This is a genomic window from Novosphingobium sp. (assembly GCF_036803765.1).
In the GTDB taxonomy this organism is placed as follows: domain Bacteria; phylum Pseudomonadota; class Alphaproteobacteria; order Sphingomonadales; family Sphingomonadaceae; genus Novosphingobium.
Genome location: NZ_DAIRTS010000014.1, coordinates 13,271 through 28,358 on the forward strand (window position 1 = coordinate 13,271; position 15,088 = coordinate 28,358).

A 15,088-nucleotide genomic window follows, 5' to 3' on the forward strand; every position below is an offset into this window, starting at 1 on the left:
GCAGGGCGGCTGCAGCACGCCACATCCCCTCGTGCAAATGATGCGAGGCGTGATGGGGCCGGCGTCACGCAGCCGATACATCGCCATTCGGGAAATCGATCCTGACGATTGCATAATTTTCATGTTGGATTTGCAAACTTGCACTTGTTTCGCCGCACCAGCGAATGCATGTGCGCTAAATGGAACTGAACGGTCTCGTTCTATTTTCGCAGCGACAGGATGTCCCCGATGAGCGCCTCTTCCGATAAGCCTGAAACCGACGACGTCGCGCCCGAGCAGAAGCGCAGTCGCAAGCGCCTGATCGGCCGCATCGCGATCGGCGTCGCCGCGGTCGGGCTGGTCTATGGCATCTATGCCTTCATCGACTACCGCAACAACGGTCAGTACATCCAGTCGACCGACGACGCCTACGTCAAGGCCGATGGCGTGACCGTCAGCTCGAAGCTGGCCGGCTACGTCCGCCAGATCGGCGTGGCCGACAACCAGCAGGTCCAGGCCGGACAGTTCCTCCTGCAGATCGACCCGACCGACTACAGCACTAAGCTGAACCAGGCCGATGCCCAGGTCGCCGTAGCGCGTGCCGCCGAGCAGGCGACCAATGCCGGCATTGCCGAGGCGCAAGCCAGCCTCAATCAGGCGCGCGCCGCCCTCGCCGCATCGCAGCGCGATCTGGCCTATTACAGCAGCGAAGTGGCGCGCTACGCTCCCCTCGCCGCGTCGGGCGCCGAACCCAAGACCCAGCTCGACCAGCTGACCAGCGCGCGCGATAAGGCTGCGGCCGATGTGCGCGCCAAGCAGGCGATGGTACAGGCTGCGACCAGCAAGATCGCCACCACGCGTGCCCAGGTCCAGCAGGCCAATGCGCAGATCGGCTCGGCCGAGGCGCAGCGCCAGGCCGCCCGCAACGATTTCGGCACGACGCGCATCACCGCGTCGATCGCCGGCAAGGTCGGGTCCTCGGCCGTCCGCCTCGGGCAATATGTCCAGCCCGGGCAGCGCCTGCTGACGATCGTGCCGACTCAGGCAATCTACGTCGAGGCCAACTTCAAGGAAACGCAGATCGGCCTGATGCGCCCGGGTCAGCCCGTGACCATGCACGTCGACGCCCTTCCCGACGTCGACTTCCACGGCGTGGTCGACAGCATCACGCCCGGCACCGGCGCCAATTTCTCGCTGATCCCGCCGCAGAACGCGACCGGCAACTTCACCAAGATCGTGCAGCGCGTGCCCGTCCGCATCCGGATCAATGCGGGTGAAGAGAGCCGTAAGGTGCTGGTCCCCGGCCTGTCGTTGACCGTCAAGGTCGACACCAAGGGCGCACAGGGCGCGATCAAGGCGATCCGGGCCGAGCAGGAAAAGGGAACCAAGTAATGGCCGGCGGCGCAAGCGTGCCGGCCGAGGCCGATGCCCGAAAGAGTGGGGCCGGACAGGACGCCGCGCCCTCCACCGGCCGCACGGCGAACGGCAACGCGGACATCACCGCCTGGCTGGCGGTGATCGCGGGCGCCATCGGCGCGCTGATGGCCACGCTGGACATCTCGATCGTCAACTCGGCATTGCCCACCATCCAGGGCGAGATCGGCGCCTCGTCGACCGAAGGCACCTGGATCGCCACGAGCTATCTCGTTGCCGAGATCGTCATCATCCCGCTGACCGCGTGGCTGGAGCGCGTCTTCGGCCTCAAGCGCTTCCTGCTCATCGCCTCGGTGTTGTTCACCGGGTTCTCGATCGTCTGCGGCCTTTCGACCACGCTGACGATGATGATCGTCGGCCGCGTCGGCCAGGGCTTTACCGGCGGCGCCATGATCCCGACGGGCATGACCATCATCGCCACGCGCCTGCCGCGGCACCAGCAGCCGATGGGCACCGCGCTGTTCGGCTCGACGCTGATTTTGGGACCGGTGATGGGGCCGCTGGCCGGCGGCTGGCTGACCGAGAATTTCTCGTGGCACTATGCCTTCTTCATCAACATCCCGATCTGCATCATCCTGATGGTGTTCCTGATCGTGGGCCTCACCAATGCCAAGATGAAGCTCGAGGAGCTGTTCTCGGCCGACTGGATGGGGATCGCCGGCATGGCCCTGGGCCTCGGCGGCCTGACCGTCGTGCTCGAGGAAGGCAACCGCGAGCAGTGGTTCCAGTCCGACCTCATCTGGAAGCTGACGGGCGTGACCGCGCTTGGTTTCGTGCTGATCGCGCTCGGCCAGTTCTATGCCAAGCGACCGGTGATCAAGTTGGCCTTGTTGCGCAACCGCGCCTTTGCCGCGGTCTTCGTGCTCGGCCTGCTGATCGGCGCGGTGCTCTATGGCACGGCTTACGTCATCCCGCAGTTCCTTGCCGCGATCGCCGGCTACAATGCCTACCAATCTGGCCAGATCGTGTTCTTGTCGGGCATTCCCGCCGCGATGATGATGCCGCTGTTCCCGATCCTCGTCGCGCGGTTCGACCTGCGCTTCGTGGTGATGACCGGCATGCTGATAATGGCCGGATCGTGCTGGATGGACACGACACTCACCGTCAATTCCGACGGGTCGGACTTCGTGATCTCGCAGCTGATGCGTGGCCTAGGCCAGGCGCTGTCGATGCTGTTCCTCAACCAGGCGGCCATCGCCAGCGTGAAACCCGAAGAGGCGGGCGATGCCTCGGGCCTGTTCAACGCCGCCCGCAACCTCGGCGGCTCAATCGCACTGGCCCTGCTCGCCACGCTGCAGGAACGGCGCGAGGAATATCACCGCTGGACGATCCACGAAGCCCTGCCGGCCAATAGCGGCGCGGTGCAGGACTGGGTCTCCAGCCAGGCCGCGTCGTTCGGCGGAGGTCCCGAAGGTCTCGCTGCCGCGCTGCGCTCGATCGACGGCACTGTGCTCAAGCAGGCGCTGGTCATGGCCTACACCGACGAATTTATCGCGCTGATGGTCTGCATTTCGATCGTCATTCCGCTCGTTTTCCTTCTCCGCCCCCTTCCCCGGGGCCACCACAAGATGGCGATGCACTGATGCTGTTCACGAGCCTCCGCCCTTCGCGCAGCCCCCGGCTTGGCGGCGCGCCCATCCTTCCGGCAACGCTCGGCGCAACCCTTGCGCTGGCGCTTGCCGGGTGCACGACCGTCGGCCCCGATTTCAAGGGCGCCCCGGCAGCAGCACCCACGGCGGCCGCACGCGGTGCATTCATGCGCGCCGATCCGGCCCAGACCTCGGCCGTCGCCACCAGCGCCCGCTGGTGGGATACGCTGCGTGACGCGACACTTTCGCAGCTCATCGATCGCGCCCTCGCGGATTCGCCCAACATTGCGGCCGCCAATGCCCGCATCGCACAGGCCCGTGCCGGCCTCGCCGCCAACAAGACCGCGCTGATCCCGACCGTCAGCGCCTCGGCGGCAACGCCCTACATCAACGTGCCCAAGAACATCCTCGGCGGCAACGACAGCGGCCGGACGGACTCGCTGATCTACAACCTCGGGTTCGACGCCAGCTGGGAGATCGACCTGTTCGGGGGCACGCATCGCAAGATCGAGGCGGCCACGGCCCGCGCCGAGGCCGCCGAGGCCGGCGCCGCCGATGCGCAGGTCACGCTCTCGGCCGAAATCGCCCGTGCCTACGTCGCGCTTCGCGCCCGGCAGGCGGTCCTAGCACTGCTCGACCAGCAGGCCGCCGTAGATGCGCGCCTCGTCGATCTTGCTCAGCAGCGCCTGGCCGGTGGCACCGCGCCCGAACAACCGCTGGCCCAACTGCGCGGACAGGCCGCCCAGACCGAAGGCGATCGCGCCAAGGCGCGTGCCGACATCGTCGTGCTGATCGACCAGCTGGCGGTCCTGACCGGTGCGGAACCCGGAACGCTCGACGCCACGCTGACGCCGCCGGCACCGCTGCCCATGCCGCCCGCGAGCGTCGCGATCGGTGACCCGGCCACGCTGCTGCGCAACCGGCCCGATATCCGCATGGCCGAGCGCCAGCTGGCAGCGGCCAATGCCGACATCGGTGCGCAGATTTCGGAAGGGCTGCCCAAGATCAGCTTCATGGGCCTGCTCGGCCTTGGCGGGCCGAACATCGGTGACGTGGTCGATCCGGCCAAGATCATCGGCCTTGCCCTGCCCCAGTTGCGCTGGTCGCTGTTCGACGGCGGCCGCAACAAGGCGCAGGTGCGCAACAAGCGCGCCGCCTACGACGAGGCGGAGGCCAAGTACCGCAACACGGTGCTGACTGCCCTGCAGGATGCCGAAACCTCGCTGACCCGCTTCGGCGGCCAGCGGCAGGTCTATGGCAAGGCGCTCGACACGCAGGGCCAGGCCGCCCGCGCCGAGGATCTCCAGCAGCAGCGCGCCCGTGCCGGCACGATCGCGGCCAGCGACGCGCTTACCGCGCAGCGCCAGCGCCTGCTCTCGGCGCAGGCCAGCGCTGCGGCGGCGGCCGAGCTGACGACCGACTACATCGCCGTCCAGAAGGCGCTCGGGCTAGGTTGGCAGCCGCGCAGACCGGAGGCCTGAAATGGACCGTTCCCGTTCTGTTTATAGTGCTTTGCATCAATCCGGTTGTGTGGCAGCTTTTCCGTCAGCAGCGCCGCAAAGGCGCCACACCACTGGGTTGAGGAACGGGAACGATGGACTGGTTTACGCAGTTCGGGCGCCGCATTTTGGAAGCCTATCAGGAAGGTCTGGAGATGACCTGCGCGGCGCATTGCGCCAATGGCATGGCCCATCAATTCGGCCGCATCGACAATCCCTTGGGCACCACGCCGATGTTCACGGGCCCCACCGTGGAGGCCTCGGTGGCCATGATCGCGGCGGCGCGTATCGACGGGCGGCAGGATGATGTCGCACAGGCCATCCAGCCCGGATCACCCGTCAGACACTGACACCGGACACGCCGGCGGCGGCCCCGACGATTCGCCGAATTCGGCTGAAACCGCCGCGAAATCCCCCGCCGGGTCCCGATCGCCTGGCCGTTCCTGCGGCGCGGTGCGACGTGGACGCCCCTCTGTCGCGGAAGCCGAGCAGCTTTACGGCAAGATTCTCGACGCCAGCTGGGACGTCCTGCTCGAGGTCGGCTTCGAGGCCTTTACCTTCGACCGGGTGGCGCGGCACGCGCGGATCGGCAAGGCGACGATCTATTCCCGCTTTGCCGGCAAGCGCGAACTGTTCGAGGCGCTGCTTCATCACGGCATCGCCAAGCGCAAGCAATTCCTCGACGCCCAGGGCGAGCACCTCCCCGTCGCCGATGCCTTTCGCCTGCGCGCGACCGAGGCGATGGAACTGCTGTTCTCGCCCGACGGCAAGCTGATGGAACGGCTCATCGATGTGCTCGACAACGAGGCGGGGAGCGCGCAGGGCGGCTATCGCGCCTACGTCTATCGCAGCGCCGTCGAGCAGATCCGAGGACACCTCGAACGCGCGCAGCAGCGGGGGGAGATCCTCGTCGGCGACTGCCAGGCCGCGGCGCGCTTCTGGCTCGAGGGCGTTATCGGGCACTACAAGATGGCCAGCTCGGAGGGTGGCCAGACACGGGCGCGACACGACGACTGGGCCGAACGCTACCTCGCCTTCTTCCTCTCGGGTATCCGCGCGGGCGGATCGCCCGGCGGGCCCTTGGGCTGAGCCCCCCTCCAGGCGCCAGCGGTCAGGGCTGACGACGCGCCTTCAGCGCAAAGTCCACCGTCACCGCATCGAGCAGCGTATCGGTGCCGGCAAACTCCCCGGTCCCGACCGCGAACGCGCTGCGCGACAGGCTTGCCGTGCCATGGGCGTCGGCGGCGTCGCCCTTGACCGTCAGCACGAACGCCAGCGGCACGGGGCGGATCTTGCCATTGAGCGACAGCGTCCCTTGCGCGACGTAATGCCCCGGCGACTGCTCGCGGAAACGCGAGGCGGTATAGACCGCCTGGGGATGCGCGGCCGTATGGAAGAACCCGTCGCCCTTGAGCATGTCGTCACGCTGCGCATCGCCCGACGCGGCCGAGGCCAGGTCGATCGTGACGCGCAGGGTCGAATGCTCGAGATCTTCGGGTGCGAAGCGAATCTTCGCGTCCCAGCGGGAGAAGCTGCCGACGACGGCTTCGCCGGAATACGTGGCACGGAAGCCCAGCTTGCCGCCCGGCGCCACGCGCCAGTCGCTGGCCCTGACGCCCGGCGCAGTCGAAGCGGCGGCCGAGGCATCGTCGGCCGGCATGGCATCGGCAGAGGCGTCAGCGACTGCGGCAGTGGCCTCGGCATCCGGATCCACAGCGGGGCCAGAAGCTTCGGCCGCCGGGGCTGCGACGGCGGGCGCGGCAGCACCGAACGGCCAGATGCGCGCGAGCGGGAACATGCCGATCACCAGCACGAGCAGCACGGCCGTACCGATCGTCAGGCCCTGCCGCGTTCGCGACGGGACCATGCGGCCCATGAGATCGTCGCCCATGAAGTGATGGCGCAGCGCACCGGCCACGTGCAGCACGAAAAGGCCGAGCGTGACCAGCCCGAGTGCGCCATGGATCGTCTCGGCCGGCGCGTTCCAGCCCTGCCCCAGCGGCAGGTTGGGCATGGGCAGGCTGCCGAAGACCATGGTCTGCATGCGGATCTTGGAGGTCGAGATCATGATCCAGCCCGACAGCGGGCCGACGATCATCACCGCATAGAGCAGGACATGGACGACCTTGACCAGCAGCTTGACCGCGGGCGCACCCTCGGCCGGGGCGGGCCGCCGCACCACGAGCCGGATCGCCAGCCGGGCGAGGCTGAGCGCCAGGATCAGGAAGCCGACAGACTTGTGGAACTGGTAACCGGCGAACTGCGCCGTCCCTTCCGGGAGGTCTTCCAGCCGCCAGCCAAGCGAGACCTGGAAGATCAGCAGGGCCGCGATGGCCCAATGCAGCACGATGGCACCCAGAGCATAGCGGCGCGGCGCGGCGGCGCCAAACGTGGTCGTGGTCATGCGGGTGTTTCGTCCTGCCTGCGGTATGCCTCTCGCATATCAGGTCGCTGCCCATGTGCCTATGGGCCAATGGCTCCATGCACGAAGCGGGCGGCGCCGAACCCGACGCCGCCCGCTCCACGTGACATCGCAGACCGCGATCAGAACTGCGTGCGCACGGTCAGGCCGTAGGTACGCGGATCGCCGACTTGCCCGACGATCAGGCCGGTGTTGCCCGAGGCGACCGCCAATTGGTCGAAGTAGTGCACGTCGAACGCGTTGCGCAGCCAGGCATAGATGTCGATGCTGCCCTCGCGGCGCACGCCGAGGCGGAAGTTGGTCAGCGCATAGCCTTCGATCCAGGTATAGGCCGAGGGCGTCGGGTTCGACGAGAACCGTGAGCGGTAATTGCCATCGACCGCGACATAGGCCTGCGCTTCGCCGCCGAAGCCCTGGAACGGCAGGTTGGCTTCCGCGCCGTACGAGAACGCCCACTTCGACACGCCGGGCAGGACCTGCCCGGAAATGTCGCAGTTGGCCGGGCTGACGCCCCCCGGGGTGCCCGCCGGGCTGGTGGGACCGGTCGGATTGCCGTTGGCGTCCAGTGCCTGCGCGGTGCCGCCCGAAAGCTCGGGTGCGCACGGCGCATTGCGGAAGCGAACATACTTCGCGTCGGTATAGGCAGCGTTGCTGTAGACATTGAAGCGTTCGCTGGGACGCAGCGCAAAGTCGATCTCGACGCCTTGGGTGCGGACCTTTTCCGCGCTGGCGAGATAGCCGCGCAGCGCGCCCACAGTGTAGTTGGTGACCTGCGCCTGGTAGTTGTTGATCTCGGTGCGGAAGGCGGCGACGTTGAACGTGCCCTTGCGGTCCCAGAACTGCGTCTTGATGCCCAGTTCGAAGTGATTGACGCGTTCCGGCGCGATCGTCGCGAGCGAGGTCAGCGGGGTGCCGTCGGCATTGGCCGGCACGCCGTTGAGGTTGAGGCCACCCGACTTGAAGCTGCGCGCATAAGTCGCATAGGTGTGGATGTTGGGCGCCGGATCATAGGCCAGCGTCACGTCGCCCGACAGGTTCCAGTCGCTGAACTTCGAGGCGAAATACTGCGGGGCGAGCACCGCTAGCTGGGCCTTCTCGCGTGCGGAGTTGTTGGGCTTGAACAGGACCAGCGCGCCGGTGCCGTCCGTTACCACCGAGCTGTAGACGCCGTCCTTCTTGTCGTAATTCAGGCGGATGCCCGGCTGGATCGACAGGGTATCGGTCAGCTTGTAGCCGAACTTGCCGAACAGCGCCGCGCTGGTGTTCTTGAGCGTGATGTCGTTCGCGGCAGTCAGGCCATTGAGCACCGAAGGATCGTTCGACAGCGCATTGCTGGGCGCGATCAGGAACTTGCTGGCCGCGGGGCCCTGCTGCTGAACGCCGGTGGTGTGGATCTTCTGGTAAAAGCCGAACGCGCCGACGGTGTAGTTGAAGCGGCCGGTCTCGCCGGTCAGGCGCAGTTCCTGCGAATACTGGTCCTGGTGCGAGGGGTTGTTGGACTTCGTGGTGATCGGCAGGCCGAGGAAGTCGCGGTCGTTCGAGGGGTCCCAGTCCCAATAGCGCCACGCGGTGACCGAGGTGATCTGCCCGAGGCCGGTGTCGATCTTGGCGCGCAGCGATACGCCACCGATTTCGTTTTTGGCGCGCAGTGCCACGTCTTCGTCCGCAAGGCGGTCGAAGGGGTTCGTGCTGGGCACAGCATAGTTCTGCGCGGCGGCGAGGGCGGCGTACTGGCGGTTGAGCGGACGCTGGGTCGATCCCGTACGGACGTAGATCTGCGCGCAGCAGATCGGGTTCTGCTTGTTGTAGTCACCTGACAGGGTGAATTCGACACCGTCGGTCGGCTTCCACAGGAATTGGAGGCGCGCGCCCTTGTTGTCCTGCGAGTTGATCCACTTGCGCTGCGGGATGTTGTAGATCGTGCCGTCGCGCTCGGTGTAGGAGCCCGCGATACGCACCGCCAGCTTGTCGGTGATCGGGCCGGACGCAGCGGCCTTGACCTGGCGGAAGCCGAGGTTGCCCGCAGTCGCCTCGAGGCGCGCCTCGGGCTCGAACGTCGGGGCGCGCGTGGTGATGTTGAGCGCACCGGCGGTGGTGTTCTTGCCGAACAGCGTGCCCTGCGGTCCTCGAAGAACCTCGATGCGGCTCACGTCGAGGAAGTCGAACGTCGAGGATGCCGCACGCGCGTAGAACACGTCGTCGATATAGACGCCCACGCCCTGCTCGATGCCGTCGTTGGTCAGGCCGAGCGGCGCGCCGAGGCCGCGGATATTGACCGAGGTGTTGCGCGGGTTGGACGAGTAGAACTGCAACGTCGGCGTCAGCTGGGTCAGGCGGCCGACGTTGAAGGCGCCGTTGTTGTCGATGTGCGGCCCACCCACGACGGTCACGGCCAGCGGGACGGTCTGCACGGTTTCGGCGCGGCGACGTGCGGTGACGACGATGCTGTCGTCGATCGGCGGTTGGGCGGCGGCGCCCTGCGCTTCGGCTGCGTCGGCAGGTGCGGCGGCATCGGCGGCATGGGCCGGGGCAGAGAAAACGAGCGCGAGCGTGGTGGCGGCGGTGGCGGTGGCAAGGCTGTGACGAAGACGCATGGTCAATCCCTTCGGACATGTCTGCCCCTGCGCGGCGAGGAACCGTAGCGGAGGCAGCATGAAGTCTGGTTTTTCCGGGTGGTTGCAGCCCTCCCTCCGGGCCGTTGCGCAACCACGCCGTGTGCAAGGATCAGCCGGTCTTGAGCCGGCGCTTTTCGGTAATGTCGATCTGGGCGACGCGGCCCTCGTGGATGGTGATGCCAATATGACCGTAGCGCAGACCCACCAGTGCCTCGCGCACGCTGTCGAGCGACTGCTCGATCAGGCGAGCCGCTTCCGGATCGGACGAGACGGGCTTGTGGGACATGCGGAACTCCAGGACCTGTGCACGGCGGATGAACAAGTCCGGCCGCGCCACCCTCTTATACTCAACCATTCCGATAGAGTTAAAACGAGTTTTTCTAGGGGGGAAAGGGAAACTTTCGTCGCTTGTGTTCACCCCTCCACCACCGGCTGCGCCGGCGGTCCCCCTCCCCACCTTGTGGGAGGACCTAAGGGTCGATCCTCCCCACATGGTGGGGAGGTGGCAGGCCGTCAGGCCTGACGGAGGGCCTCTTTCTTGAAAGGGGCTCTGCAGCGGGCGGACATGCGCCACCCGCCCGCTGCAGATGATCCGGCGAGCGCGCCGTGGGCTGCGACTCACCGGGATGACCCAGCATTACCGGATGCTTCGGGCCGCAGAAGCCTCTCGGCGTTCAGCCGCGCGCGATTGTCGATGGATTGCGTAGAGTTTCGGGTGCCGGATCGACACTCTCTGACAGCACGCTGAAAGGCTTGCCATCCCGCCCCTCGCCAATGCTAGGGATGCTGGAACAACTCAGGTTAAAGCAAAGCGGGACCATGGCGCGCGATACCGGAAACTCGACCAGCACGAAGGCGATCATCGCGGACATGCTGTCCAAGGACGCGGCCGAGGAGCATGGCGAGGGCGAAAAGATCCTGCCCGATCTCGGCACCCTGGCCGAGACGCCGGTGCACGCGCGCTATTTCAACCGCGAACTGAGCTGGCTGAACTTCAACCGCCGCGTCCTGGCCGAGGCGCAGAATGCCAATTATCCGCTGCTGGAGCGGCTGCGGTTCCTGTCGATCTCGGGCAGCAACCTCGACGAATTCATGATGGTGCGCGTCGCCGGCCTTGCCGGACAAGTTCGGCGCGGCATCGACGAGCCGTCCATCGACGGGGTCAGCCCGGCACAGCAGCTGGTCCAGATCCACGACGCCGTCGAGGCGCTGATCCATGCCCAGCACGACGTGCTTGGCCAGCTGTCGCGCCTGCTGGCCGACGCCGGCATCCGGCTGCTTGGCGACAAGCCCCTCACCCGCCACGAAGCCGACTGGCTGGCGCGCTATTTCCGCGAACACGTCGTCCCCGTGCTGACCCCGCAGGCGATCGACCCTGCGCACCCCTTCCCGTTCATCGCCAACCAGGGCACCGGCATCCTGTTCTCGATGGTCCGCGTGGTCGACAACGACCCGATGACCGAGATGGTGCTGATCCCGCCGGCACTTCCACGTTTCGTCAAGCTGCCTGGCGACGACGGCGCCTGGATCGCGATCGAGGAACTCGTCCGCCGGAACGCGGCCGAAATCTTCCCGGGCTTCCGCATCCTCGGCTCGGGCACGTTCCGCGTGCTGCGCGACAGCGACATGGAGATCGAGGAAGACGCCGAGGACCTCGTCCGCTATTTCCGCACCGCGATCCAGCGGCGCCGGCGCGGCAAGGTCATCATGTTGCAGCTGCAGGACGATTTCGATCCCACCGCCGAGCAGCTGCTCCGCGACAAGCTGCGGCTCGACCATGCCCTCGTGATCAAATCGCCGGGCCTGCTTGCCATGAACGGGCTGTCGCAAATCGTCGACATGCCGCGTCCCGAATTGAAGTTCGAGCCCTACAACCCGCGCTATCCCGAACGCGTGCTGGAGCATGACGGCGACTGCTTCGCGGCGATCCGCGAAAAGGATCTGGTGATCCACCACCCGTTCGAGAGCTTCGACGTGGTGGTCGACTTCCTGCGCCAGGCTGCATCCGACCCCGACGTGGTGGCGATCAAGCAGACCCTCTATCGCGCGGGCAAGCAATCGGCGGTGATCGCCGCGCTGATCGCAGCCGCCGAGGCAGGCAAGTCCGTCACTGCGGTGGTCGAGCTGAAGGCCCGCTTCGACGAGGAGCAGAACCTGCATTGGGCCAGCCAGCTCGAGCGCGCGGGCGTCCAGGTCATCTATGGTTTCGTCGACTGGAAGACTCACGCCAAGGTCTCGATGGTCGTGCGCCGCGAGGGCGATGGCTATCGCACCTATTGCCACTTCGGCACGGGCAACTATCATCCTGTCACCGCCCGCATCTACACCGACCTGTCGTTCTTTACCGCCGATCCCAAGGCCGGGCGCGACGCAGGGCAGCTGTTCAACTTCATCACCGGCTACGTCGAGCCCAAGAACCCCGAGTTCCTCTCGATCTCGCCGATCGGGCTGCGCCGCACGATCTACGAGTGCATCGAGCGCGAGATTGCCTTCGCGCGCGAGGGCAAGCCGGCAACCATCTGGATCAAGCTCAATTCGCTGACCGACAGCCGACTGATCGACCGGCTCTATGCCGCCAGCCAGGCCGGGGTGAAGATCAGCCTGGTCATCCGCGGCATCTGCTGCCTGCGCCCCGGCGTGCCTGGCGTGTCCGACAACATCACGGTCAAGTCGGTAATCGGCCGCTTCCTCGAGCACAGCCGCATCTGGGCGTTCGGCAACGGCAATCCACTGCCCAACCGCCGCGCCAAGGTGTTCATCTCCTCGGCGGACGGGATGAGCCGCAATCTCGATCGCCGTGTCGAGGTGCTGGTGCCGATCCGCAACCGCACGGTCCACGACCAGATCCTCGACCAGGTCATGCTCGCCAACCTCATCGATACCGAGCAAAGCTGGACTTTGAACGCCGAGGGCGACTATCAGCGCGTCTCCGACAAGATCGCAGCGGACGAGAAACCCTTTAACGTGCATCGGTATTTCATGACCAATCCCTCGCTCTCCGGCCGAGGCGCCGCGCTTACCAAGGGTCGCAAGGTGCCCAAGCTGGCGCTGCGACGCGGCGGCGCGACGGTAAACTGACCGGCATGGTGTTAAGCAAGATCGGACTCGGTTCGGCCCGCGCCAAGGAAGCCCGCAACCGGGCGATCATCGACATCGGGTCCAACACGGTCCGCCTCGTGATCTACGGCGAGCCGCTGCGCGCGCCACAAATCCTGCACAATGAGAAGGTCACCGCGCGGCTGGGCAAGGGTGTCGCCGAAGCCGGTGACCTCTCGGCCAAGGCCATGGGCGTCGCCCTCGCCGCGCTGGCGCGATATCGGGCGATCCTCTCGCTCAAGGGCGTGACCGACATCGACGTGGTTGCCACCGCCGCCAGCCGCGACGCGCGCAACGGCGCGGCTTTTCTCGAGGATATTCGCAAGCTGGGCCTGACGCCGCGCCTGCTGTCGGGAGGCGAAGAGGCCGTGACCAGCGCGCACGGGGTCATCGGCGCCTTTCCCGGCGCCAAGGGCATGGTCGGCGATCTTGGCGGCGGCAGCCTCGAGCTTGTCGACATCGATGGCGAGCGATGCACGCACGGGATCAGCCTGCCGCTGGGCACGCTGCGGCTACCGGCGCTGCGCGCCGAGGGCCTGCGTGCATTCGGTCAGAAGGTCGGCAAAGCCCTGACCAAGGCCGATTGGCAGGCCGCGCCGGGCCAGACGCTCTACCTCGTGGGCGGATCGCTGCGCGCGCTGGCGCGACACATCATGGTCGAGACCGGCTTTCCCATCGACGATCCGCACGGCTACGTCGCCGATCCGGCTGTCGCGCTGCGGCTGGCCAAGGCCATGGCCCGGCGCGAAAGCGACGCGCTTGCCCCGATCGACGGGGTGTCGAGCGGACGGTTGGCCAGCTTGCCCGATACCGCGGCCTTGCTGGCCGTGCTGATTGCGCGGCTCAAGCCGGAAAAGCTGGTGTTCTCCGCCTGGGGCCTGCGCGAGGGCGTGCTGTGGGAGGCGATGCCCGCCGCCGTGCGTAGCCAGGATCCGCTGGTCGCCGGAGCTTCCGCCTTTGCCGAGGACAACGGCGTCGCCGCCAATACCGCGACGATGGTCGCCGGATGGACCGCCGGCATCGTGCCGGGCGACGTGCCCGACCGCCGCGAGCGCCTGCGGCTGACGGCCACGATGCTGTGCCTCGCCTCGGCCACTATCGAGCCCAACCTGCGCAGCGACGTCGCGTCCGAATGGGGCCTGCGCAAGCGCTGGATCGGCGCCACTGCCCGCGATCGCGCCATGCTGACCGCGGCCATGATCGCCAACACCGGCAAGCTGACACTGCCTACAAGCCTCTCGCAGCTGGCTAGCCCTTCCGCGCTGCGCGAGGCCCAGGCCTGGGGCCTGGCCACCCGCCTGTGCCGCCGTTTCAGCGTCTGTGCAGCACCGGCGCTCAACGCGAGCACCCTCGCCCGCGCGGACGACACGCTGGCGCTGACGGTCGACGACCGCCATGCCGCGCTGCTGAGCGACAGCGTGGTGCGCGATCTGAAAGCCTTGGCGACGATCCTCGGCCTGCGCAGCGAAGTGCGCCGCGAGGGATGATCGGCACCACGCGCCCTTGCGTCTCAGCCAATTTTCAGGCCCTGGACGCGGCGGAACAGCTCCAGGATCAAGGGGTCGCGTTCGGTGCTGCGGATCGCCGCCTCGAAGCGCAGCTGGCGACGCGGCGACGGCAGGATCGGGACCAGCGCACCGCTGGCCAGCTCGGCGCGGATCATGCTTTCAGGCAGCAAGGCGGCGCCGCTGCCCTGCACGACGATGTCAACCAGCGCGCGCACGTTGTTGCAGGTGCGCACCACCGGCGGCACGATGCCGTGGCGCGCCAGGCTTTCGGTCATGATGCCGTGGATCGGCGAATGCTCGGGGATCGACCACACCGGCGTCGGTCGCTTGAACCCGCCGGCCTCGACCGTGGCGCGGCTGGCCGCCCAGACGAGGTCGATCGCGCCCAGCGGCGTGGTGCGCACGCCCGGGCTGGCGACTGGGCCGGCGAGGAACACCATGTCGCTCGTGCCTGCCAGCAACTGCTGCAGCATGCGCGCGGTCAGGTCGAGTTCGATCTCCAGCGTCACGCCCGGCAGGTCGCGCTCCACCCCGCAGACGAACGCCGGCAGGCAGCTGGCAGCCGCGATTTCTCCCGTGCCGATCCGCACGATGCCGGTGGCGCCGCCAAAGTCGCTGGCCTTGAACAGGGCGCGTTCGAACCCGGCCCATAGTGGCTCGAAATCGGCAACCAGCGCGCGCCCGCGGGCGGTGAGCACCATGTTGCGCCCCTCGCGCTGGAACAGCGACACGCCGAGCTGCTCCTCGATCTCCTTGACCCGCGCGGAGATTGCCGGCTGGGTCGTGTTGAGGCGATCGGCGGCGGCGCGGAACGTGCCCAGCCGGGCGATCCAGAGCAGCGTCTCGAGATGGTAGATGGCCAAGCGTTTCATGGCCGAAGCTTATCATAAAAGATAAAAATGTATCGCTGGTTTCGATGTGTTTGCCGCGCTACCAAGCTGCATCA

General features: G+C 66.9%; 11 protein-coding genes. 7 read left to right on the forward strand and 4 right to left on the reverse strand.

Annotated elements, in window-relative coordinates; translation table 11 throughout:
* The first annotated feature begins 228 nt into the window (after window positions 1–228).
* From V7Q48_RS10815 to V7Q48_RS10835, 5 genes are all read left to right on the forward strand, one after another.
* Window positions 229–1,371 carry an HlyD family secretion protein gene (locus tag V7Q48_RS10815; protein ID WP_333838089.1) on the forward strand — a complete coding sequence of 381 codons (1,143 nt, stop codon included), beginning with the start codon at window positions 229–231 and terminating at the stop codon, window positions 1,369–1,371.
* Window positions 1,371–2,996, forward strand: coding sequence for an MDR family MFS transporter (locus tag V7Q48_RS10820; protein ID WP_333838090.1), 1,626 nt, complete (start codon window positions 1,371–1,373; stop codon window positions 2,994–2,996). The genes V7Q48_RS10815 and V7Q48_RS10820 overlap by 1 nt, the downstream gene beginning before the upstream one ends.
* Window positions 2,996–4,483, forward strand: a complete 1,488-nt coding sequence (locus V7Q48_RS10825) for an efflux transporter outer membrane subunit (RefSeq protein ID WP_333838091.1) — start codon at window positions 2,996–2,998, stop codon at window positions 4,481–4,483. Before V7Q48_RS10820 ends, V7Q48_RS10825 begins: the two co-directional genes overlap by 1 nt.
* Window positions 4,484–4,596: 113 nt before the next feature.
* Window positions 4,597–4,851 (forward strand): hypothetical protein, encoded by a 255-nt coding sequence (locus tag V7Q48_RS10830; protein ID WP_333838093.1) that lies wholly within the window; start codon window positions 4,597–4,599, stop codon window positions 4,849–4,851.
* 103 nt (window positions 4,852–4,954) lie between these two features.
* Window positions 4,955–5,590: a TetR/AcrR family transcriptional regulator gene (locus V7Q48_RS10835; RefSeq protein WP_333838094.1), complete on the forward strand. Its 636-nt coding sequence runs from the start codon at window positions 4,955–4,957 to the stop codon at window positions 5,588–5,590.
* A 22-nt stretch (window positions 5,591–5,612) separates the two neighbouring features.
* Here V7Q48_RS10835 and V7Q48_RS10840 read toward each other — a convergent pair whose 3' ends face one another.
* The 3 genes from V7Q48_RS10840 to V7Q48_RS10850 form a co-directional block, all read right to left on the reverse strand.
* The gene (locus V7Q48_RS10840; RefSeq protein ID WP_333838095.1) at window positions 5,613–6,905 is read right to left on the reverse strand and encodes a cytochrome b/b6 domain-containing protein; all 1,293 of its coding nucleotides are present in this window, start codon (window positions 6,903–6,905) and stop codon (window positions 5,613–5,615) included.
* A 140-nt stretch (window positions 6,906–7,045) separates the two neighbouring features.
* Complete coding sequence (locus V7Q48_RS10845; RefSeq protein ID WP_333838096.1) at window positions 7,046–9,517, reverse strand: TonB-dependent receptor; 2,472 nt, start codon at window positions 9,515–9,517, stop codon at window positions 7,046–7,048.
* 130 nt (window positions 9,518–9,647) lie between these two features.
* Entirely contained in the window at window positions 9,648–9,824 is a 177-nt protein-coding gene (locus V7Q48_RS10850; protein ID WP_333838097.1) for a YezD family protein, read from the reverse strand.
* A gap of 584 nt (window positions 9,825–10,408) precedes the next feature.
* Here V7Q48_RS10850 and V7Q48_RS10855 point away from each other — a divergent pair.
* Window positions 10,409–12,616, forward strand: a complete 2,208-nt coding sequence (locus V7Q48_RS10855) for an RNA degradosome polyphosphate kinase (protein ID WP_442947125.1) — start codon at window positions 10,409–10,411, stop codon at window positions 12,614–12,616.
* Window positions 12,617–12,621: 5 nt separating this feature from the next.
* The gene (locus V7Q48_RS10860) at window positions 12,622–14,121 is read left to right on the forward strand and encodes a Ppx/GppA phosphatase family protein (RefSeq protein WP_333838099.1); all 1,500 of its coding nucleotides are present in this window, start codon (window positions 12,622–12,624) and stop codon (window positions 14,119–14,121) included.
* A gap of 23 nt (window positions 14,122–14,144) precedes the next feature.
* Here V7Q48_RS10860 and V7Q48_RS10865 read toward each other — a convergent pair whose 3' ends face one another.
* On the reverse strand, window positions 14,145–15,014 hold the full coding sequence (locus V7Q48_RS10865; RefSeq protein WP_333838100.1) for a LysR family transcriptional regulator: 870 nt from the start codon (window positions 15,012–15,014) through the stop codon (window positions 14,145–14,147).
* Window positions 15,015–15,088 lie beyond the last annotated feature (74 nt).

Bases quoted from the DNA above. Each gene is read 5' to 3' on its own strand.
- V7Q48_RS10815 (WP_333838089.1), top strand. From the start codon at position 229: ATGAGCGCCTCTTCCGATAAGCCTGAAACCGACGACGTCGCGCCCGAG.
- V7Q48_RS10825 (WP_333838091.1), top strand. From the start codon at position 2,996: ATGCTGTTCACGAGCCTCCGCCCTTCGCGCAGCCCCCGGCTTGGCGGC.
- V7Q48_RS10865 (WP_333838100.1), bottom strand. From the start codon at position 15,014: ATGAAACGCTTGGCCATCTACCATCTCGAGACGCTGCTCTGGATCGCC.
- V7Q48_RS10850 (WP_333838097.1), bottom strand. From the start codon at position 9,824: ATGTCCCACAAGCCCGTCTCGTCCGATCCGGAAGCGGCTCGCCTGATC.
- V7Q48_RS10830 (WP_333838093.1), top strand. From the start codon at position 4,597: ATGGACTGGTTTACGCAGTTCGGGCGCCGCATTTTGGAAGCCTATCAG.
- V7Q48_RS10845 (WP_333838096.1), bottom strand. From the start codon at position 9,517: ATGCGTCTTCGTCACAGCCTTGCCACCGCCACCGCCGCCACCACGCTC.
- V7Q48_RS10840 (WP_333838095.1), bottom strand. From the start codon at position 6,905: ATGACCACGACCACGTTTGGCGCCGCCGCGCCGCGCCGCTATGCTCTG.
- V7Q48_RS10855 (WP_442947125.1), top strand. From the start codon at position 10,409: ATGCTGTCCAAGGACGCGGCCGAGGAGCATGGCGAGGGCGAAAAGATC.
- V7Q48_RS10860 (WP_333838099.1), top strand. From the start codon at position 12,622: ATGGTGTTAAGCAAGATCGGACTCGGTTCGGCCCGCGCCAAGGAAGCC.
- V7Q48_RS10820 (WP_333838090.1), top strand. From the start codon at position 1,371: ATGGCCGGCGGCGCAAGCGTGCCGGCCGAGGCCGATGCCCGAAAGAGT.